Annotated in this window: 19 protein-coding genes and 1 riboswitch; of the genes, 8 read left to right on the top strand and 11 right to left on the bottom strand. The window is 52.2% G+C overall.

Annotated elements, in window-relative coordinates; all coding sequences use genetic code 11:
- Window positions 1-1,023: 1,023 nt before the first annotated feature.
- The 3 genes from G5367_RS16455 (at window position 1,024) to G5367_RS16445 (ending at window position 4,775) form a co-directional block, all read left to right on the top strand.
- Complete coding sequence (locus tag G5367_RS16455; RefSeq protein WP_162895420.1) at window positions 1,024-2,697, top strand: sensor histidine kinase; 1,674 nt, start codon at window positions 1,024-1,026, stop codon at window positions 2,695-2,697.
- A gap of 46 nt (window positions 2,698-2,743) precedes the next feature.
- The gene (locus G5367_RS16450) at window positions 2,744-3,475 is read left to right on the top strand and encodes a LytR/AlgR family response regulator transcription factor (RefSeq protein WP_421244782.1); all 732 of its coding nucleotides are present in this window, start codon (window positions 2,744-2,746) and stop codon (window positions 3,473-3,475) included.
- A 109-nt stretch (window positions 3,476-3,584) separates the two neighbouring features.
- A complete protein-coding gene (locus tag G5367_RS16445; protein ID WP_421244783.1) occupies window positions 3,585-4,775 on the top strand; it encodes an MFS transporter in 1,191 nt (396 codons plus the stop codon).
- A 547-nt stretch (window positions 4,776-5,322) separates the two neighbouring features.
- Here the strand turns inward: G5367_RS16445 and G5367_RS16440 are convergent.
- The 5 genes from G5367_RS16440 to ecpA form a co-directional block, all read right to left on the bottom strand.
- Window positions 5,323-5,991, bottom strand: a complete 669-nt coding sequence (locus G5367_RS16440) for a fimbria/pilus periplasmic chaperone (RefSeq protein ID WP_421244784.1) — start codon at window positions 5,989-5,991, stop codon at window positions 5,323-5,325.
- 14 nt (window positions 5,992-6,005) lie between these two features.
- The gene (locus G5367_RS16435) at window positions 6,006-7,622 is read right to left on the bottom strand and encodes a hypothetical protein (protein WP_254204533.1); all 1,617 of its coding nucleotides are present in this window, start codon (window positions 7,620-7,622) and stop codon (window positions 6,006-6,008) included.
- A gap of 2 nt (window positions 7,623-7,624) precedes the next feature.
- Window positions 7,625-10,072, bottom strand: coding sequence for a TcfC E-set like domain-containing protein (locus G5367_RS16430; protein ID WP_421244785.1), 2,448 nt, complete (start codon window positions 10,070-10,072; stop codon window positions 7,625-7,627).
- 82 nt (window positions 10,073-10,154) lie between these two features.
- Complete coding sequence (locus G5367_RS16425; protein WP_005342120.1) at window positions 10,155-10,820, bottom strand: hypothetical protein; 666 nt, start codon at window positions 10,818-10,820, stop codon at window positions 10,155-10,157.
- Window positions 10,821-10,879: 59 nt separating this feature from the next.
- Entirely contained in the window at window positions 10,880-11,464 is a 585-nt protein-coding gene (ecpA, locus tag G5367_RS16420) for a common pilus major fimbrillin subunit EcpA (RefSeq protein ID WP_216979768.1), read from the bottom strand.
- A 595-nt stretch (window positions 11,465-12,059) separates the two neighbouring features.
- Between ecpA and G5367_RS16415 the strand changes: the two genes are divergently transcribed.
- Window positions 12,060-12,683, top strand: a complete 624-nt coding sequence (locus G5367_RS16415; RefSeq protein ID WP_005342116.1) for a response regulator transcription factor — start codon at window positions 12,060-12,062, stop codon at window positions 12,681-12,683.
- A 2-nt stretch (window positions 12,684-12,685) separates the two neighbouring features.
- Window positions 12,686-16,273 (top strand): ATP-binding protein, encoded by a 3,588-nt coding sequence (locus G5367_RS16410; RefSeq protein WP_421294691.1) that lies wholly within the window; start codon window positions 12,686-12,688, stop codon window positions 16,271-16,273.
- A gap of 35 nt (window positions 16,274-16,308) precedes the next feature.
- On the opposite strand, the gene G5367_RS16405 is transcribed toward G5367_RS16410, so the two are convergent.
- The 5 genes from G5367_RS16405 to G5367_RS16385 all read right to left on the bottom strand — a co-directional run bounded on the left by G5367_RS16405 (window position 16,309) and on the right by G5367_RS16385 (window position 20,077).
- Window positions 16,309-16,749: a hypothetical protein gene (locus G5367_RS16405; RefSeq protein WP_005342112.1), complete on the bottom strand. Its 441-nt coding sequence runs from the start codon at window positions 16,747-16,749 to the stop codon at window positions 16,309-16,311.
- A 397-nt stretch (window positions 16,750-17,146) separates the two neighbouring features.
- A complete protein-coding gene (locus tag G5367_RS16400; protein ID WP_421244786.1) occupies window positions 17,147-18,274 on the bottom strand; it encodes a 5-(carboxyamino)imidazole ribonucleotide synthase in 1,128 nt (375 codons plus the stop codon).
- The gene (gene purE / locus G5367_RS16395; RefSeq protein WP_421244787.1) at window positions 18,271-18,780 is read right to left on the bottom strand and encodes a 5-(carboxyamino)imidazole ribonucleotide mutase; all 510 of its coding nucleotides are present in this window, start codon (window positions 18,778-18,780) and stop codon (window positions 18,271-18,273) included. Before purE ends, G5367_RS16400 begins: the two co-directional genes overlap by 4 nt.
- Before the next feature lie 63 nt (window positions 18,781-18,843).
- Complete coding sequence (locus tag G5367_RS16390) at window positions 18,844-19,146, bottom strand: P-II family nitrogen regulator (protein ID WP_033138869.1); 303 nt, start codon at window positions 19,144-19,146, stop codon at window positions 18,844-18,846.
- A gap of 4 nt (window positions 19,147-19,150) precedes the next feature.
- A complete protein-coding gene (locus G5367_RS16385; RefSeq protein WP_421244788.1) occupies window positions 19,151-20,077 on the bottom strand; it encodes a sodium-dependent bicarbonate transport family permease in 927 nt (308 codons plus the stop codon).
- Between the two features lie 109 nt (window positions 20,078-20,186).
- Between G5367_RS16385 and G5367_RS16380 the strand changes: the two genes are divergently transcribed.
- The 3 genes from G5367_RS16380 to murI all read left to right on the top strand — a co-directional run bounded on the left by G5367_RS16380 (window position 20,187) and on the right by murI (window position 24,083).
- Complete coding sequence (locus tag G5367_RS16380) at window positions 20,187-21,089, top strand: LysR family transcriptional regulator (protein WP_421244789.1); 903 nt, start codon at window positions 20,187-20,189, stop codon at window positions 21,087-21,089.
- 35 nt (window positions 21,090-21,124) lie between these two features.
- A riboswitch (cobalamin riboswitch) is annotated at window positions 21,125-21,303 on the top strand.
- A gap of 51 nt (window positions 21,304-21,354) precedes the next feature.
- The gene (locus G5367_RS16375) at window positions 21,355-23,169 is read left to right on the top strand and encodes a TonB-dependent receptor domain-containing protein (RefSeq protein ID WP_421244790.1); all 1,815 of its coding nucleotides are present in this window, start codon (window positions 21,355-21,357) and stop codon (window positions 23,167-23,169) included.
- Window positions 23,170-23,279: 110 nt separating this feature from the next.
- Window positions 23,280-24,083 (top strand): glutamate racemase, encoded by an 804-nt coding sequence (gene murI / locus G5367_RS16370; protein WP_421244791.1) that lies wholly within the window; start codon window positions 23,280-23,282, stop codon window positions 24,081-24,083.
- A 7-nt stretch (window positions 24,084-24,090) separates the two neighbouring features.
- Here murI and G5367_RS16365 read toward each other — a convergent pair whose 3' ends face one another.
- Window positions 24,091-24,582: an RNA recognition motif domain-containing protein gene (locus G5367_RS16365; protein ID WP_204482057.1), complete on the bottom strand. Its 492-nt coding sequence runs from the start codon at window positions 24,580-24,582 to the stop codon at window positions 24,091-24,093.
- Between the last annotated feature and the right edge of the window lie 363 nt (window positions 24,583-24,945).

The following is a 24,945-nucleotide window of genomic DNA, read 5'->3' as shown; positions in this document are numbered from 1 at the left end:
TGAAACAAGTTTTGAGAAAGCAACAAATTTTTATTAGAAGATTTATTGTTGTGTCATGTCATCAGAGACATGTTGATGACTGATTTCGGTGGCTATTTAATCACCGGGGGTAGTGGTTTTCAAAATATCTAAAAATACAAAAAAATACCAATAAAAACAAGATCTTATTGTTTCTTTGTGATGTTGAAAAGGAGGGGGGGAAGTCATGGTGTTTTATGTAATTTAATATATTTTGTTTTTTGGTGTATTGTTTCTACCCCTTTAGGGTTGGCATGCAAAGTACCTGGAGATTCATGATGGTGACTGGCATGTTGGTTTGAACTTGTGATTTTTTTGATAAAGCGAGGAAAATAACAACTTATTTGCACTGATATATTTTATGTTGTTTTTAGATCTTTTATATTAAATTGCTTTCTGAAGTCGGTCACTCATTTAAATTGGTGGTGTTTAGTAAGCGTATAGCAATCAGGGTGATTAAAAATTCAGTGGGTTTTATTTTTACTGGTGCGTGCATCACGCCTATCATTTTATAGGCGGTAAATGATGTTTTTTTTATCCAAAAAGTTAGCTTGGTATCAAGGGTACCAATCTCACAGATAGCAAAATAAAGTGGCAAGTCTTCAATGATGAGTAGAGAAATTAAGATTGTCTACTTGAGTAGACTATTTCCTATGTTAAATAAATCATCAATGATTTTTGAAAGGATGTTTTTGAGGCTGGGATTCAGAGATGGCTTTTGAATATATTCAGTTTTGCACTGTACAGGTAATTATCTCTAAAAGTATGGTTGATAGAGGATTTTGTTGTGCGTGGAGCTTGGATGACGGATGCCATTACATTAACCGTGAGCTGTTTTTTTAGCTGGCAAGTTAGTAGCCAGTAACTTGTGCTGACTCGTTATCCATAGACATGGTTTCGTTTTATTCGTACGGTTAGGCCACTTTCATCCTGTTTCGAAATCAGTACATTGCCAGCAAATAGGATATGATCCGGAGTACTCTTGGTTAATGCAGGAATACAGTTGTGCTTGAAAATCAGATGATGCTGCTGGCGGTGTTCGAACGGGCGGCGCTGATGCTGATGACCCTCTTCTTCCTGACCCGCACCCGGCCGTTCCAGCGGCTGTTCCAGAAGCGGGATCACACCCCGGCGGAGCTGGTGCTGGTAGCCTCCATCTTCGGCCTGTTTGCGGTGTTCAGTACCTATACCGGCATTCCGGTGGAGGGGGCGCTGATCAACGTGCGGATCATCGCAATTATCTCTGGCGGCATTCTGTTTGGCCCCTGGGTCGGCATTCCGGCCGGGGTCATCTCCGGTCTGCACCGCTATCTCATCGACATGGATGGTCACACTTCCATCCCTTGCCTTATCGCCAGCATCATCGCCGGGCTGCTCGCCACCTGGTTGCACCTGCGCTGTCGAAAGTCGCGGCTCTGGCTCTACGGAATTCTGGCGGGGATGCTCTGCGAAGGGCTCACTATGTTGCTGATCTGGCTGCTGACTGAGCCCCACGAAGTGGGGGTGGAGATCGTCAACCACATCGCCTATCCGATGATTGCCGGGGCGCTCTGCATCGGCCTCATCATCAAGCTGGTGCAGGATCTGGATGACGAGAAGGAGCTGATTGCCGCCAAGCAGGCCAAGCTGGCGCTCGATATCGCCAACAAGACGCTGCCCTTCTTCCAGAACATCGATCGCCACTCCCTCAGTCAGGTATGCGATGTGATCCGGCGGGACATCAGCGCCGATGCGGTGGCCATCACAGATACCCATGACGTGCTGGCTTATGTCGGGGTGGGCAAGGACTATTACGAGCTGGATGAGCACCACGCCATCAGCGGCATGACCCAGCAGGCAGTGTTGCTCGACCAGATCATCATCAACAACGATTTGCGCCAGTATCACCTCTCCGATTTCCACTCGGTCATCATTATTCCGCTGCGGGAAAACGGCTCGGTGAGCGGCACCCTCAAGATCTACTATCGCCGCACCCACAGCATCACCAGTTCCCTGCGGGAGATGGCGGTGGGCCTCTCCCAGCTCATCTCCACCCAGATGGAGGTGTCGCGCATCGAGCAGCTCAAGGAGATGACCCGCAAGGCGGAGTTCACCGCGCTGCAGAGCAAGATCAACCCGCATTTCCTGTTCAATGCCCTCAACGCCATCTCATCCTTGATCCGCATCCGCCCCCAGCAGGCGCGCCAGCTCATCGCCAATCTGGCAGATTACCTGCGCTACAACCTCAACAAGGGGGATGAACTGATCGACATTCAGGAGGAGCTGCAGCAGGTGCGCGACTACGTGGCCATCGAGCAGGCCCGCTTTGGCGACAAGCTGGAGGTGGTGTTCGAGGTGGACGATGTACACATTCAGGTACCGAGCCTGCTGTTGCAGCCGCTGGTGGAAAACGCCATCCTGCACGGCATCCAGCCCCGTAGCGCGCCAGGTCGGGTCACCATCGAGGTGAAACAGCTGGCGGGCGGCATCCGGGTATCGGTGCGGGATACCGGCTACGGCATCAGTCAGGAGGTGATCGACGGGGTGGCAGCGGGGCGGGTGGAGAGCCGCAGCATCGGTCTGATGAACGTGCATCAGCGGGTCAAACTGCTCTATGGCGACGGCCTGCACCTCAAGCGGCTGGAGCCGGGTACCGAAGTGAGTTTCTATCTGCCGGATCAGGAGTCGATGCCATGCTGAGAGCCATCATGGTTGAGGATAAGTGGGTGCCGCGAGAGGTGTTGTCATGCTGAAAGCGATCATAGTGGAAGACGAGTATCTGGCTCGCGAGGAGCTCATCTATCTGGTGAACCAGCACAGCTCCATCGAGATAGTGGCGAGCTTCGAGGATGGGCTGGAGGCGTTCAAATACCTGCAGGATCACGAGGTGGATGTGGTGTTTCTGGATATCCAGATCCCCTCCATCGATGGTCTGCTGCTGGCCAAGAACCTGCACAAGTCGAGCCATCCGCCCCACATCGTCTTCGTCACCGCCTACAAGGAGTTTGCGGTGGAGGCGTTCGAGCTGGAGGCGTTCGACTACATCCTCAAACCCTACAACGAGCCGCGCCTCATCAGCCTGCTGCAAAAGCTGGAGCAGGCAGGCAAGTCGCAGGCGGGGCAGGGGAGCGAGCCGGGGGCTGCGCAGAATCGCACCGTCAATCTGGTGAAGGGGGAGCGCATCATCGTCACCCCCTGCGAGCAGATCTACTACGCGGAAGCCGACGAGAAGCTTACCTATGTCTACACCCGCGATGACCGCTACGTGATGACCATGACCATCAGCGAGTTTGTCAGCCGGCTGCCTGCCGAGGGGTTCTTCCGTTGCCACCGCTCCTACTGCGTCAACATTAACAAGATCCGCGAAATAGTCCCCTGGTTTAACAGCACCTATCTCATCCGGCTCCATGATCTGCCGTTCGAGGTGCCGGTCAGTCGCAGCAACATCAAGGCGTTCCGTCAGCTGATGCGGCTCTGATTGTCATTCATTCCCGCCGATCTGCATTTCATGCCTTAATCGATCGGCGCGAACTGCGTCTTGCCTATAGTGGCCTCAATTTCCTTAAGGCCATCGACCGAGACGCATCATGACCAAAGAGATGAACCGCACCCGGTACCTGACACTGATCGGTACCATCATCACCCAGTTCGCACTGGGTTCTGTCTACACCTGGAGCCTGTTCAACGCCCAGCTCTCCGACAAGCTGGACGAGCCGGTGAGTCAGGTCGCTTTCGCCTTCGGCCTGCTCAGCCTCTCGCTGGCAGTCGCCTCCTCCATGGCGGGCAAGCTGCAGGAGCGATTCGGGGTGCGCAACGTGACCTTGGGCGCCGGTGTGCTGCTCGGTATCGGCTTCTTCCTCACCGCCCATGCCAACAATCTGGCGATGCTCTACCTCTGCGCGGGCATTCTGGTCGGTTTTGCCGACGGCACCGGCTACCTGATGACTCTCTCCAACTGTGTGAAGTGGTTCCCGGAGCGCAAGGGGCTGATCTCCGCCTGTTCCATCGGTGCCTATGGCCTCGGTAGCCTCGGTTTCAAATACATCAACCTGCTGCTGCTCTCCAGCTCCGGCCTTGAGACCACCTTCCAGCTGTGGGGGCTGATCGCCATGTCCATGGTGCTGGTGGGCGGCATGCTGATGAAGGATGCGCCCAAACAGGCCGCTTCCGTGCAGCAGAGCGAGAGCCGTGACTTCACTCTGGCTGAGGCGATGCGCAAGCCGCAGTACTGGATGCTGGCGCTGATGTTCCTCACCGCCTGCATGAGTGGCCTCTATGTCATCGGCGTGGCCAAGGATATCGGCGAGAAGATGGTGGGTCTGCCTGCTGTAGTCGCCGCCAATGCCGTCGCCATCATCGCCATGGCCAACCTGGGTGGCCGTCTGGTGCTGGGTATCCTCTCCGACAAGATGTCCCGCATCCGGGTTATCACCATCGCTCAGCTGATTACCCTGGCGGGCATGGCGCTGCTGCTCTTCGTGCCGCTCAATGCCAACCTGTTCTTCGTGGCGGTCGCCTGTGTGGCGTTCAGCTTCGGCGGCACCATCACCGTCTACCCCTCGCTGGTGAGCGACTTCTTCGGTCTCAACAACCTGACCAAGAACTACGGCGTCATCTATCTGGGCTTTGGTCTGGGCAGCATCATCGGCTCCATCGTGGCCTCCCTGTTTGGCGGCTTTATGGCGACCTTCCACCTGATCCTGGTATTGCTGGTAGTGGCGCTGGTGCTCTCCCTCACTATCCGTCTGCCGGCTCCGATAGCGGTGGAGCGGGCCTGATAGCCTCTTGGCTACACCAAGCAATAACATGACCCGACCCATGTCAGTTCTGTAATGTTGTTCACCTAAGCTGAGCCGCATTGCCGTCTAAAGTGACACATCATCATCAACGTCCTGGGCTTGATAGCCTGGGGCGTTTTTTATTAATATTTCTCCAATCTGGCCCCGATACTCGACCAATCGCAGTGGCGTATGTAATAACGACAATACATTATCTATTATTTCATTATGAACCGAGCGGGAAATATTTTCCGTTGGATTTTATATGACTAGGTATATCAATGCGACTGTTAAGTTTTATACGGCAGACATAAAAGTTAAGGCGCCGAAAAAAATGCTGCTAACGTTTTATAGCTGAATTTTTGATATTTTATCTTAACTAAATAGCATGCAGGCATACCAATATTTTTCTTCATGAAACATAGGTGTTGATTTTGTGATGGTTCCAGGTAGTTTCATGGATGGATAATAATTAAATAGTGTTGCTACATTGCTTATTTATATTTAACGCTATTTAGCAACCATCAAACATCTTTATGAAAATCAATTACTTGCACTCTTTCCCGACTGGTATGAATTTATTTTTATATATGATCACATGCTGATTTCCTGCTTTTCCAATATTATTGTTGTGCCATCTTTCACCGGGTAATAAATACTTGCTTGTGGCTTCACTGTCTGGCTGTTCACAGCCTTGCTTAACCATGAATTCAAAATAAGTGTTTCCTGAATTAGTGATTGTCTGTTGGTTTTCATCAAATAGATAATCAAAGACTATTTGTCGCGGACGAACAACCAAAATAGATTGCACAGCCAGTTTTATCTCTAATGCCCCCTTTAGACTATTACGCATGTTTTTATCAACTTGAGCTACGGGTGACTCTGTGAAGGTGATTCGATAGTAACGCTCATTATTATCAGCAGGCCCTTTGTAATATAGCTTAATATTTTGTGCATTATTAGCATGTAACATGAAGCGTTTGGGGGAAAACAACAGTTCGCCTGGTATGGTTGGGAGTGTGACACCTTTAGTTGTTGGGTTATTTATCTTTTCCATCTGGACTTCATACACTTTTGTTACATTACTATTGTTGGTGATAGTTCGAACTATAAAGTCTTCTTTTGGATCCATGGCGATTGTCATGGCTCCAATGTCAATCGCCAAGGCATTTGAAGAGAGTGCAAATATTAGCAAGGAGCCAAAAAAACGATACATAACTTTCTCCATATTTAGCGCCAAGTTCCCTTTATAGTTATAGTACCACTTTGTTGTACACTTCCCTCCCATAACTCATCATTAATGGTACGCTGTACCATGGGGTCGGTTAGATCAAACTCTAGCGCCAGCTCATAAAACCGGGTAATCCCTTTCCCACTGATGGGATCATTCCATTCTTGCGGTGTAGTGCTATCCTGGATCCCTAATGCACGAATGTCTAAAGGGGTGCCATCGCAACGGATATTATGCTGTGATAATAACCCATTGGTAGTTGAATTAAATACCAACTTGGTCGGTATTGGCACTGCCTGCTCGATGGCCGAGTCCTCTGCAGGATAGAAGGTGCAAAATCCCTGATAAGGTGACCCGATATCTTGGGTAATAGCAATCTCCAACATGTCCGCACTGATGGGGCCACTATCCGATATTTTGTAAGAGAAATTCAAAATGTCTTTTCCTACGCTACCCTCCTGGTATGGAGAGCTCACCCCTTCAGAGGACAGGATAGAGACGCTAAAATCTCGTGGCTTGATAACTATTTCAGTGGTACCACTGAACTCATAAAAACCGCTCTCCGGTGCTTTGATATTTCTCATATTAAAGTTAATCAAGTTTCTAGTTAGCTGTTCTTGCAATCCAAGTCTAACCACTTGCTTGAAAAAATTGCTTGATAGAAAAAGATAGATAGATGATTGACCTTTAAGATAGCTGACATTGTAGTCTGCCCCCCTAAGAGCCCAGTTGGTCAAGTTGGTGCTCATTTGAACATCTGCACTGACAATGGCACTATTCAACGTTGAGTTTTTTATGTTGGTGTAAATATAGGGGTCTGAAAATGACTGGCTGCCATCTTGATTAAATTCATAGTCAAGAAAACGACATAAAACGCCATTTCTAGTTCCTAGCCGATAATTTTCACAACCTTGTGAGCCAGGTAGTATGTATGGCATGCCATTGCTATCAACAATAACTTCGCTGATTGCATTGGTTTGGATAAAACGCAAGTGCCCCGCTTTTTTGTGCTGTGTTTTTTTTACATACCAAGATCCACTATCTTGGTTTATACAGCGCTCTCCTGCTGCTGCGTTATATACTCTTGTTGTCCTGCAAAAGTTCATTTCTCTATTTAATATCGTACCTACAGGCATGCTTCTAAGGTAGTCAAAGAAGCTGGAACTTAGCTTTGCATGTGCATATCCAGTAGCTGCTTTCATTAACCCATAGAAACCTGATTCGTTAACTTCTGCAGGTTTATTAATGGCCTCTGCGGTTTGTGGATCACACCCAGACCAGCTTTTTATGCAGCGCTGGTTAATGTATGGGTGTCTTATTGGCCCATTTTCCCACATGTCTATATTATCGTTAGTTACACTATAGTTATGGCCATTATCCGCATATGCCAAACTCACCTGTCTGGAATCAGAGGTCCAAGCATTACCCCCTGATAAACGGGGGTCAAGGTAATCAGTTGGTGTGATAAATAAGTTGTGGTCCTCCTGATTTTCAATGAATAGAAAATGACGAAGATCAGCATCCACCAAATTATACTTAGTGACAGCTGAATTGCCATTTTGATTCCAGCATGCGGCAAGCGCGATAACAAAAAATAATTTATATGAAAATTTCATAATCAATAATCTCTCAACATGGCATAGGTCGGCATTCCTTGGCAGGTTATCATTCCTACCCAAGCTGCTCCTGAATGTTTTTCAAGATCAAGTTCCGCTTCACAAAACTCACTGCCGTTGCGGAATGTCAATATTGGGTTGGATTTATCCACATCCAGTGAAAACTCTCCAACATCATTGGTGATAGTGGTGCCAACATGGTTATCAATTCGTGCATTAACTATCAGGGAGCCATCTTCGGCTCTTAGTATGCCAAATACAGTGACCATTTCTTTGATAGCATTGCTGGCATCCAGGGTTGCTACGTTACCGGGGAATAAAGTGTACTTTTGTTTTCCGGTATTAATGTCATAGCTGTCTTTGCCTTGCTTGCTATTGAGCAGCTCGATTTCGTATTCACTATAAGGTGAGAGAGCTAAAAAGGTTTGCTCGCCTTTTAAGGGGTAGTCCTGACCATTGATTTTGGCAAGCATCTGTCCTTCACGATCTATCCCGGTGTTAATAATGAGTCCGGAGCCTGAGCTATTTTGGCTTGAGGTAATCACTGAGTCTAGAGTTGTGACAAGTGCACCACGAGCAATGAGATTGCCATTTATATCGCCGCTGTGGCCACGTCCCATCGTTACCGTACCACCAATCGCTTTGTTCTCGAAACCCAAGGTTCCGGAGAGCGCTGTATTATGAACATCGCTACCATGCACCATTCGAGAGGCGTTGAATGAGGCCAGATTAATGACGCCATCCATACGTTTTTGATAATTCAAGTTGGCAGTTGTCTGGCCTTGCTCGTTGCTGCTCATACCCAAGCTGAATAAATTGTCGAATGGAATAGAGTAGTCGAGCGTGATACTTCTGTTATCAAAACTATTGAACGTCCCGCCGTCACTTTGCAAGCTTGCTCGCATCGACAGATTGCCATAGCGGCCAGAATAGAGGTGCTGGCTGTAATCAACGTAGCTACGTTCACTGTTCATTTCACGGTCATGCGTGGTATTAAATGTCAGTTGCCCAAGACCATCAATCCAGCCACCTAGATTCAAGGTAATACCGGCAGAGTAAAGTTCCGCGTCACTTACCGTCAGGGTATTACCTACTTTCAGTTTTTCCTGGCTGAGCCACAGGGACGCATTTTCATAAGCCTGCAGGGATAGACCGGATGCGAATCTCCAGGATTGATCGGAAGACACCATGCTTTGCAATTGGGTATTGAGGTGTTCGTTTACTTGCCAGCTGGCGCGAGCTTCACCTACCGCGGCGTCTTTGAACGCATACGATGTCGTGGCCAACTCAATGGTGTTAAACGAACGAGCCAACGACATACCAAGCAATGGGGAATCGCCATTCTCCTGCGTCCCTTCCATCATCCCTCCCCACAATTGCCATCCCCACTCTTGGGTAAAGTGCTGAGTACCACCTAATTTGGTCACTCGTTGGCTTGTGGTGCTGGTAAGGCGCCCATCGACATACACTTCAACAGTGACGTTATAAATCCCGTTGGGAAAAGCCGAGGTATCGATGTTTTGGTTGCCGATAGCCAAATTTTGCAACGCAATCAGTCGTCCATCTCGGTATATCCTGGCCTCGCCATTGGCTGGCATGAAGACTTGCACCTGAGTGGTCGACTCATTGACTGTCTGCTTGCGTGACTGTGCCTGGTTGCCATACGACGCACCGTAAATACGTCCGGCACTTAGGGCGGTTACCCCGCTCAGCGTCTGAAGGTCCCATGTCGACACCATCCCTGCAGCAATACGACGGTCATCAAGATCTCGCTCGTACATGACGCGATAGATGTCTCCGGATTGTTCTGGTTCCCCGAGATTATAAAGAGAGGCATCCATGGCTATATGATGCGCACCCAGCCCGACGGTGCTGTTCAGTTGCAGGAAGTTCGAGTCGCTATGACCACTTTGTTGGTTATTGTTGAAAGAGTAACCCATGTTGTAGCGATGTACTCCTGTCAGGGTGTCAACGCTTGGTGTCAATGCAACCCGGTTGTCTTGCTGTTTGGCTTGGCCAAATGCTTCGCGTGAGACTTGAATCGTCAGCAACATGGACACTAGGTCAAGCTGCATGCTCGCGTTGCTATCTATTTGCAACCGCCCTTCCGCAGAGAATGTACGCCTTTGTTCATTGGCAAGCATGTTGGTAAGCGCATCGTTGAGTAGTTGCTGTTGTTCACCAGCACTGAAGTCGATACGTAACAAATGGAGCTGTCCACCCTGTAGAAGCAGAGTTGCATTACCGATAGGACTGTCTGTCAATGTGTCGAGTCCGTTGTTTTCATCGGAATATTGCAGGCGAACAGGAACCGCCAGCCCCTCTTCCAGTGCCTTTGCAAAGCTGGCCGGGATGATGACATTGGCAATCTTGAGTGGCGCCGCGCTGTTGGCCGAGGTAGAAACAACTATCAGCATGGAGAGCGGCAACAGGCAGGTTTTCTTCAACATATCAAGCACCATGGTTTACAGATTCCGGCAAGACAACACCGCCACTCGACCGAGTGGTACAGGCTGTACCAGTACAAACGGGTTATTTGACGACGATGAACTCTTGACCGAGCCATAGGCCCAAGTGGCTTTTGGGATTGTGCATATCCACTTTCTTGAAATGACGCTTTTTACCGGGCAAGTCGTAATATGTTTCTTTGCATTGTTCTTGTCGCTTTGTGTCCAGACAGGGTCCATAGGCCACAGTGCGATAAGAGGCATTTCCCTGATTGGTTAGCACTCCGTTTTGCAAGTTGTAGGCGAACTTTTGCTGACGCGGGGTTACAACCAGAATGGTGCCAATCTGGGCTGAGGTCGTTGCCACGGCCTGGCGACGATTGTTTTTCTGGTCGTCCATCGACAGGGCGGTATCCAGCCATCGGATGCGGTAGTAACGCTCTTTGCCATCCTGTGGGCCCTTATAAAAGAAACGCACGTTATTTTTGGCATTGGCGGGTAATACCAGTCGACTTGGCGAGAGCATCAACTCGCCTGCGACTTCCATAGGGATCTCTTCGCCACCTTCTTCTGGCGACGAGATTCGGCTGACGGAGATGGTGACTAACCTGGCTTGTGAACTGGCGTTTTCGATCTCCTTGGCGGCGTCTTGGCTGTCAGCATCAATGAAGGTCGTGACAGAGCCAACGTTGATAGCTTGGCTGGTCATGGGAAGCAACAGCATGGATGCCATCAGCATTTTCAGGTTCATGAGAACTCCTGTGATTAAAAGGGCCCCTGAGGGGCCCTGCGTAAAATCCGCTGTGGCAATTAGATCCAGTTAGCAACGAACTCGACGTTGACTTCCCCGGTCCACATACCATCCGGCAGGGTATCGAAAGCTGCTGCTACGCCGTTGGCCGTGGCGCTTTCAATATTGAAAGTGAACGAGCCCTGAGCTGTGTGACGCTGAATATCAGTTGCATTGCCAACATTAAAGGAGCTGGCCAGCGGAGAAAGATCACCGCCAGTGTTGCCAGCGGCGGTATCGATCAGCGTGGTATAGGCATTTTCGGTGACCGGTTGACCCATCCAGAACACGCCGACATCAACGGTGGAGCCACCGCTCAGATGGTTCAGTGTGCCGCTCAGCTTCTTGGCTTTCAGCGTAAAGTCGGTTGCGCTGTCATCACCCTGGATTGCTACATCGAACAGACCACTAACGGTATTAAAGCCCTTGATCCCTTCTGCATATTGGAAAGAGAGGCTGTCGAGTGGTGTTACTACCAGTTCAGACACAGTGTCTTTTTTGGCTGTTGCTTTCCATTTCGCAACTGCTTTTGCTTCTACAGCGGCGTTAGCAGCTGCAGTGAAACCCAGCCCTGCAACAGTCAGCGCAATCAGAGTCTTTTTCATCTTGATATTTCCTACACATTTTCTGATGGGGGCATTTGCTGCCACCCGTTTGATTCCACGCACCCAGGGTGCATTCCCTTTCCAGCTTGCAGGACTCTTTTGTCCAAGCAACTCTGCCGATTACCGAAGCGTGATGCTTCGCCAATCAGCTCATCTTTTCGCCGACAAAGATACTGGACGGACCTGCCTGGATCGATTTAATGGTGTGTAGGAAAAATCCTAAAAGGTGGTTGTTGTATGCAACTTAAATAAGTTCTGACATGACGGCTTTACAGATGGATTTGTTGCTCACTATTTATTTGATTTATATGGTTTTTATGCTTTGATTTAAAATCAAATAGTCATTGTGATTTTTATGGTGGATCGTATGAACTCGTCAGAGACAATGATATCGAGAGAAAGGAGCCAAAAGAGATCTGTTACGCATAACGCTATGATTTATATCGCTAAAATTGAGCATTGCAAGCTGGGGATGGCACTGAAATTAGCAAATGGTTTAAATGTGTAACATGTTATTAATATCTGGGTGCTATATGGTGCATATGCTGCATTTATAGTTAGTATGCGCAGCATCAAATTTTTAGTAGGTAGATATATGGCAAAAATATTGATAGTGGATGATCACCCAGCCATCAGGATGGCTGTTCGTATTCTGTTGCAGCAAGACGATCATCATATTGTCGCTGAGGTTGATAATGGCGTGGATGCTATTTTGGTTGCACGTACAAATAACCCTGACATAGTCATTCTAGATATAGGCATTCCTAAGCTAGATGGTGTTGAGGTTATTAAAAGACTTAAGGATATGGATGCTGAAATTAAAGTTGTAATATTATCTGCTCAAGCTACACATCATATTATGGTGCGCTGCTTGCAAGCTGGTGCAGATGGGTTTATATCAAAGTTAGATGATCTTTCTTTGCTGAAAAATGTACTTGTTAAAATTGGTAAAGGCCAGCTGTGCTTCCCTAGAAATGTAATGGCCGGGGCGAGGTATGCTCATGAAGTTGATCGCGAAGATGTCTTATCTGTCCTCTCTGATAGAGAAATGAGTGTGTTAATGCAAATATGTCAGGGGCATACCAACAAACAAATTGCAGAGAGTATGTTGCTTAGTGAAAAAACAGTCAGTACGTACAAAACTCGGTTGATGCAGAAACTGAATGTGACCAATATGGTTGACCTGATTAGCCTGGCCAAGCGCCAAGAGTTACTGTGAATATGAAAGCATCATACGTAGCCGCTCTGGCTTTATTATGCGCATTTTTTGCCTCAGCAAGTCATGTTGAGTCGCCATTCTTGCATGTGTATTCGCGAAATGACAGTGAATATATTGATAAAAATTTTTTGCCATTACATGTGGAAGAATGGCTTTGGTTGCGAAATAAGGGGCGCTTGGTGCTCGGAGTCCCAATGCCTGATAATCCTCCTATGGATATTACACTACGCGCTAATGCATACGAAGGAGTTACCGCTGACATTGTTGGAATGTTGAGCCATTTGTTGCGTATCGAGATCGTTGTGAAAAGTATACCATCTCGCGCTGAAGCTATTGAGGCGCTGAAACGTGGAGAGATCGACTTCTTAAGCACGTCTAATGCCTATGAAGAACAACAGCAGCTATTGTTAACAGATAAATATATGCCGGATGATCCAGCTATATATAAAAATATACATGTAGATGAACATGACATACGAACTGTGGCTGTTCCAGAGTATTATCTTCCCACAATTGATGTGAAGCGATATCTACCAGGCATACAAATAAAAATGTATCCATCTCGTTACAGCGCACTTGCTGCCGTTGCTTATGGGCAAGTAGATGCTGTGATGCTGGATATGATTTCAGGAAATTTCATTGTTAATAAGTTTTACCAAGACAGTATTCAGTTATTAAAGCCACTATATCGAGATACTCATGGTTTTTCATTTTCTTTAGACAGGAGAAATCAACGGCTAAAAAAAATTATAAATATTGCTTTAGAGGAAATTCTAGATGGGAAACGTGAGGAAATTGCAAAGCGTTGGAATGGAGGTGGCCTTTCTATCAGCGCGCGTAAGGTTGAGTTAAGTAACGAGCAGTGGAACTGGCTAGGTAAACAAAAAAAAATAAAAATTGGCGTTAATGATGGTGTTCCTCCGCTTAGCTTTCTAGATGTAAATAACACCTTGCATGGGGTTGTTGCTGACTTGCTGCAAGTTCTGCGGGCGAAACTGGGTGTTGAAATAGAGATTGTACCGGTTAAGACGACTACACAGATGCTAAAGCTGCTTGACGAGCGTCAGGTAGACATAGCGGTATTGAGCCCATCGGACGCACGTAGAAGTAGTTATTTGTTCAGCCGCGCCTTTGTACTGGAGCCTTTGGCTTATGTCGTAGGAGTCAGTCACGAGGCAACGGTGCCGGAGACGTTACTTAAAACCGGTACGGTTGCGATGGTAAAGGATTTTATTTCCGAACAGGCGATTGAGGAAGAGTATGGCCAGTTGAAGGCCAAGCAGTTCGATCGCATCGAAGATGCATTGCGTTGTGTGGCAAGCAAGCTTTGTGATGTGACCGTGCTTCCATTGCGAGTTGCCAAGCACTACATAAATAGCAAGTTTCCGGACAGCCTGTTCATTACGGGCGAACTTTTTGAATCTATTCCAATAAGCGCAGCTTTTGCTGTTCCCCCGGAGCGCCGGATTCTAAGGGACATCCTGGATCAAGTGATAGCCATGATTCCGCCGGATGAGCTGGAGGGCCTTTCCAATCGCTGGCGCGTCAGTACCCAACAGGAGGCAATAACTTGGCAGGAACTGGTGCGGGAATTTGGCGGCATCATCGCCTTGATCATGCTGCTGACTATCTGGATTGGTCTGTGGGGTCTATCCCTGCACAAGCAGGTGCGCCAGCGTAGAGCTGCTGAAGTGGCCTTGAGCACGCAGCTCAAGTTCATCGAAGATCTGGTTGATGGCACACCTCATCCCATTTATGCCCGGGATCAGGAGGATAGACTGGTGCTGTGTAACAGCTCCTATGCTGGTTTTTTTGGTGAGGAGAAAGATAGTCTGCTGGGCACTACCATGGAGGAAGATATACGGCGCTGGCCTTTCCTGGCTCCCTTGCTAGAGGATTTCAGCATGGCACGTACAGTGCGGTGTGTCAGGCAAGGTGATCATCGCTTGTCAATGACAACAGGCGTTGTCGATGTTTATCACTGGGTTCAACCTTACTTTGATCTTGAGGGGAGTGTTCAAGGGGTCATTGGGGGCTGGATCGATGTGAGCGAGCGGCTGCGTTTGTTAGAAGAGCTGGCCCTGGCCAGCCAGGATGCTCAGGACGCCAATCGTGCCAAGTCGACTTTTTTGGCGACCATGAGCCATGAGATTCGTACACCCATGAATGCAATTATTGGGTTGCTGGAACTGACCTTGCGCCGTGCTCGACTGCATGAAGAGGACAAGGCCTCACTCTCCATCGCCCATGGTTCGGCCAAGGATCTGTTGAGCCTGATTGGCGATATTCTGGATATTTCCAAGATAGAGTCCGGTCGGCTCGAACTAAGGCCGGAATCCCATGACATCGTGGCGCTGACGGCTTCGGTCGTCACTGTATTTACCGCTCTGGCCAGACAAAAGAACTTGCAACTGGAGCTCGCAGCCAGTGAGCCTCGCTGGGTTCTGGTCGATAGTATCTGCTACAAACAAATCCTCTCCAATCTTATCAGCAATGCCATAAAGTACACGGATAAGGGATCGGTGCGGGTCGAGTTGCAATCAAAAGCCAGTGACGGCTGGTGTACTTTGCAGCTGGCTATTCGGGATACGGGCATAGGCATTGCTCCCGCTGATCAAGCCAGGCTGTTCCAGCCTTTTGGTCAGGCGAGGCAGCCTGAGCACATCCAGCGTTCTGGCACGGGTCTCGGTCTGATGATCTCCCGCTCGCTCTGTGAGTTGATGGGAGGGGCTCTGTTGCTTGAGAGTGAACTCGGACGCGGCACTTGTGTCAGTATCGAGATGAAGTTGCCGTTGGCCAGCGCAGTCGAGCCTGCATCGCCAGTGGCATTGGGCACGATGACGGGCTATACCCGTCAGCTACGGGTCATGATCGTGGATGATCACCCTACTAACCGGCTGCTGGTCAGTCAGCAGTTGGCGTATCTCGGGCATGATGCAACGGCTGTTGAGTCGGGTGCCGATGCGTTGGATCTTCTTGTTAAAGTGCCCTTTGACGTAATAATCACCGACTTCAATATGCCCGGCATGAGTGGTTTTGAATTGACTCGCCAATATAGAGCTCTGGAATTGGATAGGGGGGCTCATCGTTGCCTTATCTTGGGGTTGACGGCTGATGCCCGTCAGGAGCAGGTGAGCGAGGGGCTGGCGGCTGGCATGGACGATTGCCTGTTCAAACCAGTGGGACTGGAGGAGCTGGAGTGCTGTCTGGGCCGCCACATGCGACATGAAGAACAGAGGGAGATCGAGCATTGCATGCAGGAGATTAAGTTGTGTCTGGGACCTTTGACCGGTCATCAGCCTGCACTCATGTTGCCTTTGTTGAACGAGTTTGCACGAGCGAGTGATGATGATCTGCTGTGCCTACGGCAGGCTGCCGATGACGGTGAGGTAGCCCGGTTTCTTGATTATGTGCATCGCCTGAAAGGCGGGGCCAGGATCATGGGAGCAATGAAACTGGTGGCGGTGTGTAGTGAGGCGGAATCGGCCGGGCTTGAGCCACAGGAATTGCTTGGGGCATTGCAGCAATTGCAGTATTCATATGGGATTGTCAGGCAAGCGATAATGAGAATGCAGCCAGAACTGGCATGAAAATGAAGGCATGTTGGACATGCCTTCATGGATGCTCAGCCGTGCCAATAGACCAGTAGTTCATAGGCCGCTTCGCCGGTTTGATCCGGTTTGGCGGTTGAGGCCTGGTAGCTGAGGAAGTAACGGGTGGCTTGGGTTAGTGGCAGGGCATGGTGTCGTGGCAGTGGCTGGCCGTTGAGAGATAGCTTGAAGTCGGTATCGGCCTGCTCGGGCAAACTGGCATACAGGGTGCGGGCCTGCAATTGATAGGTGGTATTGAAATCCGAGTTGCTGACGTTGATGGCCTCGGTCTGGACTGGGCTGGATGTGAACGAGGAATTGACCTGTTGTTGACCCGGGTGGGTGAGTGAGATTTCCATCCCGGTACTTTTGCTGGCGGTGGCTGGCCAGGCGATCTGAGAGGTTAGCTTGTCGGCCTGAGCCGACATCGTGTAGCAAACAGTCAGTAGTGCCACCAGAACTCCTTTCTGAGACATATGATTATCTCCTGGATATCGAAGTTACCCCGCTGCCGGGGAGCTCTTATCTATCGACCTGATAATTGTAAAGTTTAATCAGGGCCCCACTGTTCGGAATACGCTGACACGGGATATGACCCAGTGTTCTCTCCTTTTAGTCATAGATATAGAATTCTTGTTTTGCTCGGAAATTAGATGATGTTGTTTGTGGTGTTTGGTAACGACATCTGGCTTCCCTGATACGTTGGCAGTGTACTCGCTACCTTGTTACACCAGCGCTGTTGCAACTTGCGGCTCTAGAACCTACCGCACTACGGCAAGGATGGCGGATGAGGGGTTGGTCATGTAACTTATCTTGCTGCTGGCCGAACCCCATACGGTGGATGTCGCGATCGTCAGCCATATCTCATACGATTTATCGTGGTGGTGCGAGTCCCAGCAGCTGACGAGCCTTGCTGCAGGTCTCCTCCACCGTTGACCAGTCGTCACCGGTTACCGTGATATGGCCCATCTTGCGGCCGGGGCGTGGTTCGCCCTTGCCGTAGAGGTGCAGATGCAGGCCGGGCAGCGCCAGCAGGGCAGCCCAGTCGGGTGTGCCGTTCTGCCAGAGATCACCCAGCAGGTTGATTAACAGGGCGGGACGCACGGCGATCTGATCCGGCAGCGGCAGATCGCACAGGGCGCGCACCTGCAACTCGAACTGGCTGCATGCAGCGTTGTCGATGCTGGGGTGACCCGAGTTGTGGGGGCGGGGCGCCAGCTCGTTGACCAGCAGTCTACCTTCCACCAGAAAGAACTCCACCGTCAGTACCCCAACGTAATCGAGAGCTGCTATCAGCCGTTCGGTTATTGCTTTGGCTTCGCTCTCCAGCGTTGGCACATTGGCCGGGGAGCGGGTCTGGTCCAGAATGCCGCCGCTGTGCCAGTTCTGCACCAGAGGCAGGGCGCTGATGGCACCGCTCGGGCTGCGCGCCAGGGTCAGGGCAAACTCCCCCTCCAGCGCCAGCCGTTTTTCCAGCACGCAGGGCACACCACTGGCTGCCAACACCGTTGCCAGCTCATCCAGACCGCTCACTTGCCATTGCCCCTTGCCGTCGTACCCCTCGCGGGCCGTCTTGAGAATGGCGGGCAAGAGTTCGCTGGCCTGTGCGGGGATGGGCTCTTCCGGCAGTAGCGCCAGATAGGGGGCGACCGTGATGTCAGCTCCGCGCAGAAAGGCTTTCTCTTCACGGCGATCCTGACAGATGCGCACCGCGCTGGCGCCCGGGCGTACCGGCTTTTGTTTTTCGAGCAGTGCCAGGGTGGCGGCGGGCACATTTTCGAACTCGCAGCTGATGGCCTCGCAGCGGCTGGCCAGTTCGTGCAGGGCTGCGGTGTCGTCATAGGGGGCGACAATATGGTGATCGGCTGCGGCACCGGCGATGCTGGCCGGGTCGGGATCCAGTACCACCACCTTGTAGCCGAGGCGGTGGGCGGCCATCACGAAGTAGCGGCCGAGCTGGCCGCCCCCCAGCATGCCGAGGGTGGCGGGTGGCAGTATCATGTCGATTCCTCCAGCGTGAGGGCCAGCACCCGGTCGCGCTCGCGGGTGCGGAAGTCGTCGAGCTGCTGCCGGTAACGGGGGGCGTCGTCATCCCGGGCGACCGAGAGCAGGGAGACCGCGAACAGGGCGGCGTTGGCAGCCCCCGCTTCGCCGATGGCGAAGGTGGCGACCGGCACCCCCTTGGGCATCTGCACGATGGAGAGTAGGGAGTCCATTCCCTTGAGATGGCGGGAGGGGATGGGCACCCCCAGCACCGGCAATGTGGTCTTGGCGGCGACCATACCCGGCAGGTGAGCGGCGCCACCGGCTCCGGCGATGATGGCGCGCAGGCCGCGCTCGCGGGCAGTGGCGGCATACTCGAACAGCAGGTCCGGGGTGCGATGGGCCGATACCACCTGTGCCTCGTAGGGCACACCGTGCTCCTTGAGGATGCGGGCGGCGGTCTGCAGCACGGGCCAGTCGGAGTCGGAGCCCATTACCAGGCCGATCAACGGAGGGGTGTTCATGTGTATTGGTTCCTTGTTGTTAAACGTTTGCTTTTGGTGAACAAAAAGAGCCGGCAAGCCGGCTCAGAATTTCTCGGGTCGCACTATTTCGACCGGTTGCAGAAAGGCGATCATGGCGTAGTCGGGGTAGTAGCGACTCTGCAGGTGGGCCAGCAGCCGCTCCGCCTGCTCCCGGCTGCAGATAGCCTCCAGCCTGATGTTGCCGCTCTCGCTCCAGCTGGCGTTGCGCTCGCCATGATCCCCCCGGCCGCGGGCATCTGTGATGGTGTAGCCGCGCAGCCCCTCCCGGGTGAGGGTGCGCAGCAGGGTCGGCTCCAGATTGGCTTCCGTAATGATGGTCAGCAGGGTGCGGGTCTCGGTCTGCATGTGGCTACTCCGTGAAGTGGCGGGCCCAGCTGTGGTAGAGCGGGATCCCCAGCATGATGTTGAACGGGAAGGTGACCCCCAGCACGGCGCTGAGGGACAGCCCCGGGTTGGCCTGAGGCACGGCGATGCGCATGGTGGCCGGCACGGCAATATAGGAGGCGCTCGCCGCCAGGGTGGCCAGCAGGGTCAGGCCGCCGAGAGAGAGGCCCATCAGCTGGCCAGCTGCCAATCCCAGTCCCGCGGAAGCGAGCGGCATCAACAGGGCGAAGCCGAGCAGGAACAGGCCGTGGTGGCGCAGATCCTGACACTGACGGGCGACGATGAGGCCCATCTCCAGCAGGAACAGCGCCAGCGCTCCCTTGAACAGGTCGACAAACAACGGTTTGAGCGGGGCAATTCCGTCCGGCCCGGCCAGATAGCCGATGGCCATGCCGCCCAGCAGCAGGGTCACCCCTTTGCCGAGGAAGGTCTCGTGGGCCAGCATGCGCCAGCGGGTCTCTCGGCTGATGCCGCGGGCCAGCACTATGCCCACCAGAATGGCGGGGATCTCCATCACCGCGAGGAAGATCGAAAGCTGGGATTCAAAGCTGATGCCCCGCTCGGTGAGCCAGTTCACTCCGACCGCGAAGGTGGCGACGCTGACCGAGCCGTAGTGGGCGGCGGTGGCGGCTGCATCCACCCGGTTCATCTTGAAGCGCAGCACAGCAAAGCCGAGCAGGGTCTGCACCACGCCGAGCAGGATCACCAGCGCAAGTTGCGGCAGCAGGGGCAGCAAGGATTGCTGGGCCAGACCGACGCCGCCCTTGAGGCCGATGGCCAGCAGCAAAAAGAGGGAGAGGGTATCGTAGAGGGCAGGCGGCAGTTTGAGCTCGGAGCGCACCAGACCGGCCAGCAGACCAAACAGAAAGAAGAGAACAACGACGTCCAGCATGATGGCTCGCAGGGCAGTTCAGATAATGGTTGCATGCTAGAGCCCGCAATGTTTCGATAAAATCAGATTCTCGCTGATGGTTGTTCGGTAAAAACTGATAGGGAACGGCATGCTCAACTACAAACAGCTCTACTATTTCTGGCATGTGGCGCGCAGTGGCAGCGTGACACAAGCTGCCGAACAGCTGCACCTCACGCCGCAGACCATCAGCGGTCAGGTCGCCGAGCTGGAGCAGTCCCTCGGGGTGGCGCTGTTCAACCGGGTGGGTAGGCGTCTGGTGCTGACTGCTGCCGGGCGGCAGGCGCAGGAACAGGCGGGGACGATTTTCTCGCTCGGTGCCGAGCTGGAGCACACCCTGCGCCACGCCAGTCAGGAACTGACCATGCAGGTGGGGATCGCCGATTCGGTACCCCGTACTCTGGCGTTCGAGCTGCTGGCTCCCGCCATGGCGCTGGCGACCCCGCTGCGCCTGGTGTGTCACGAGGAGCGGGCCGAGCAGCTGTTCAGTGAACTGGCCCGCCACAAGCTGGATATGGTGCTGATCGATCGCCCGCTTCCCCCCGACAGTGGCGTGCGCGGCTACAACCACGAGCTGGGGCGCAGCCCGCTGGCGCTGTTTGCCAGCCCCGAGCTGGCGGCGCGGGCGCGGGATGGCTTTCCCGCCTCGCTGGAGGGGTTGCCGTTGCTTATTCCCGGAGAGAAATCGGCTACCCACGATCGGCTGCTGGCCTGGTATCGCCAGCAGGGCATTCATCCCCATCTGGTGGGGCAGTTTGATGACTCCACTCTGATGAAGTCGTTCGGCAAGGCGGGGATGGGGATCTTCCCGGCGCCGCTGGCGATGGCTGACGAAATTGGTCGCCTCTACGGGGTGGAGCGAATTGCGGCCCTCACCGACGTTACCCTCTCTTATTATCTGGTCTCGGCAGGGCGCCATCTCTCCCACCCCGGGGTACAGGCGGTGATGGAGGGGGCCCAGCAGCGGCTGGCGGCGCTGGCTGGCAAGAAATAGAAATCTGGATGGCTATACATCCAGCTTGGCTCTGCCTATAATCCTCCCGCTTTGGCGCATCATGCTTAATAGGGAATCCGGTGAAAATCCGGAGCTGGCGCGCAGCGGTAAGGGGGAACGAAGCGACATCAGGGCACTGCCATCAGGCGGGAAGCCGTCGCCGTAGGCTATCAGCCCCCGAGCCCGAAGACCTGCCAGAGTTCGTATTTCGGGCCGAGAGAAACCGGCCACGAAGTAGATACTTACGCGAACTTAAGGATCTCTCATGTCGAAGAAATTTCTGGCGGCTGCCCTGTTGCCGACGGCGGCGTTTGCCCAAACCACCATCCCTATCAATCCGACTCTGGTCATTACGGCCAACCGCGTGGAACAACCGGTTAGCTCGGTGCTGGCGCCCGTTGTGGTGATCGATCGCGCCGAGATCGAATCTCGTCAGGTGCAGAGTTTGCCAGCGTTGCTGAAGACGCTGCCCGGCGTGCAGATCACTACCCTGGGTGGCAGAGGTCACATGAGCAGCCTGTTCATACGTGGTACCAACTCCAACCATTCACTGGTGCTGATGAATGGGCGTCCCATCGCGGCCATGGTGGCCGGTACGCCGGATCTCAGCCAGATCCCCCTCGGCAATATCGAGCGCATCGAGTATATCCGTGGCCCGCGCGCTGCGGTGTATGGTTCTGATGCCATCGGCGGTGTTATCAACCTCATCACCAAAACATCCGCCAAGAATGGCAGCGAGACACATCTGAAAGGTGGTGCTGGCAGCAATGGCTATGGTCAGGGCGAGCTAAGAACAGTTCAGTCATTTGGCCAAAAAACCGATATGAACATGCTGATTGGCTACGAGCGTACTGACGGTTTTGATGTCGTAGCCAATGCTCAGCAGCCTGACCGGGATGGGTTCTCCGGCCGCAATGGCCAAATCGGTTTGAACCACGCTTTTAATGATGCATGGAGCGCTGATTTTAATGCTCAGGGTTATGACAATCTGACAGAAACGGACGACCCCTATCTGTCTGCGGATCAGAGCCGAGTACAGGCTTTCCAATATGACGGTGGTCTCAAGTTCCAGGGTAAGGATCTGATCAGTCGACTTGAAGTCAGTTACGGTGAAAACAAGCTGAAGAACTGGCTGGAGAGTAATGGGGAAGAAACTGGCCAACCCATTCATACAGGTCTGACACGTTTATCCTGGATCAACAGCTGGAGTGGTATTGAAGGGGTCAGCCTGACAGGCGGTGCAGATTGGCAGCGTGAGGAGATGAAGTCAGACTCTCGGAGCTATGGCAAAAACTTTAATGCCCCCGATCGTGACAATAAAGGATTGTTTGCCGTGGGAAGCTACCGTTGGCAGGCGCTGCTGTGGGAACTTTCCGGCCGCACTGATGATAACCAGCAATATGGTCGTCACAATACCTGGTCTGCGGCAAGTGGGCTGGATTTTGATGAGAACCACAATGTACGGCTGAGCTACGGTACTGGCTTCAAAGCGCCTACCTTTATGGATCTTTACTACCCGGGTTATGAGAATCCGGCATTGCAACCAGAAGAAAGCAAGAATTTGGAGCTGGATTTCTCCGGTCGTTACACCGGTTGGGACTGGTCAGCAAACTTCTATCGTAACCAAATCCAAAACCTGATTCAGTGCCAAAAAGGTTATATCACCTGTACCAAGGGCAATACTGATGCCGAGATTGAAGGCATCGAGTTGGCCCTTGGTTTGGATACTTGGCTTGTACATCATGACTTCAACTATGACTACACACGCGCCAAGGACAAAAATACGAATGATCAGCAACTCTTGCGTCGAGCGAAACACAAAGGTACCTGGCTGACCAGTTTCACGACAGGTCAAATGACCTGGAGTACAGAGGTGCTATATGTTGGTGAAAGACTCGATGTAGGCAATGTTGAGTTGAGCCCGTATACCCTTGTGAACTTGGGTGCTACCTACGCCGCTACTAATCAGCTGACATTGGGCGGTCGTATCGATAATTTGTTTGATCGCAATTATGAAGTCGCTAAAGGCTATGCATCACCAGGTACCGAGTTCAAAGTAACTGCCGACTACCGCTTCTGATGCTTTCTCCAGTTCATCCTTGAAAAACCGAGGCCCTGCCATTGGCAGGGCCTTTTCTATTGGCGGCAGGCGGGAGTATGATCGCCGCCTTGCACCAAAGGGGAGCTCAAGTGGCCAATATTCTCGTGTTTGATTCCGGTATGGGTGGCCTGACCATCTACCGCGAGATCCGCCGTGTTCTGCCGGCACACAACTATTTCTACTGCTTCGACAACGCCAACTTCCCCTATGGTGAATTGAGCGAGCCCGCCCTGATTGCTGCCTGCACCCGCTTGGTGACCACCATGGTGGCCCGTCATCATATCGATCTGGTGGTGATTGCCTGCAACACGGCCAGCACCATAACGCTGCCGGCCTTGCGTGAGGCTCTGGATATTCCCGTGGTGGGGGTGGTGCCAGCCATCAAGCCCGCCGCTGCACAGACTCGCAACGGTTGTATCGGTCTGCTGGCCACTCCAGGCACCGTCAGCCGCGACTATACCCATGAACTGATCGCCCAGTTTGCTCCCGGCAAGCGGGTGCTGCTCAAGGGCACCACCGAGCTGGTCATAGAAGCCGAACACAAGCTGGCGGGCCTACCGGTCAATATGGCGCTGCTGCGCGAGGTATTGGCCGACTGGCTGGAGGGGGAAGAGAAGCCGGACACGCTGGTGCTTGGTTGCACTCACTTCCCGCTACTCAATGAAGAGATTGGGCAACTGATGCCGCAATGCCAGCTTGTTGACTCGGGCAGTGCCGTTGCCAAACGGGTGGCCTGGTTGCTGAGTAATGGCGGGCATTCTGCCGTGCAGCCTGTACATATAGAAGAGGTGATTGCCAGGGCTTACTGTACCCGGCTGGATGGGGAGGCTCAAAAACTGACAGCCCCCTTGCAAGCATGGGGGCTGTCATCACTGGAAGAGGTAAGGTACTGACGAGCAGTTAGGCGTCAGCTTCGCTACCTTCCCTCTCCTCTTTATCACGTTTGTCATTCGCTTCACGTACCTTGAGGGTGCGCTGCTGGTACTCTTTGTCATTCAACGCGGCAATCGCCTTGGCGGCATCGGCGGCAGGCATCTCCACGAAACCGAAACCTCTGCGCTTGCCAGTTGCTTTGTCTTTCATCAACCGCACGGAAATGACCTGGCCCTGTTCGGCAAACAACTCGCGCACAGCAATCTCATTGGCGCGATAGGGCAGGTTGCCTACATATAAGGTGCAAGTCTCCTGATTGGCGATCGACTCAGCGACATTAGCCGAGGTTCGCTTCAGGAACAGCGGTACTACGAAACCGCCGATGGCCAGACCTGCTGCAAAAATCACTTCCGCTTTCAAAGAGAACTGCAGGGCCTGGGCAACCAGGTAGCCAACCACTGCCAATACCAGAGCAAGGATTGCGGCCTGCATATATACGGGAAACTTGGATAAATTCATCTTAAAAGACCTTTTGTAAATGAAAGCAAAAAAGGTGCAACACTATATTCACCTCCATGGTAACCAGCTTTCCTGATTGGCGCTACCATGGACCACTCGGGAGAGGTTATCGGCTCCAGTATGGCATTCCCAAGGTCACTGAAGGCGACATAAATGACGCTAAAATGGGAGTGAAATAACCGGATTGTGGATAACATTGTATATATACACTGAATAAGCTGTTTCTAATTGAATAATTTGAAATTTTCGTGATTTTCTTCAAAAAAAGTCTTGTCATCGCAGCGCCGCTCCCTATAATGCGCCCCTACCAGCACGGCGGAACACGCCGAACTGATGAGCCAGCTTCCTAGCGAAGTGGGCGCC

Origin of the sequence: Aeromonas sp. 604282 (genome assembly GCF_049170575.1) — a bacterium.
In the GTDB taxonomy this organism is placed as follows: domain Bacteria; phylum Pseudomonadota; class Gammaproteobacteria; order Enterobacterales; family Aeromonadaceae; genus Aeromonas; species Aeromonas veronii_A.
The sequence above is the reverse complement of the archived record's forward strand: the minus strand, read 5'-3'. Positions and strand labels throughout refer to the sequence as shown.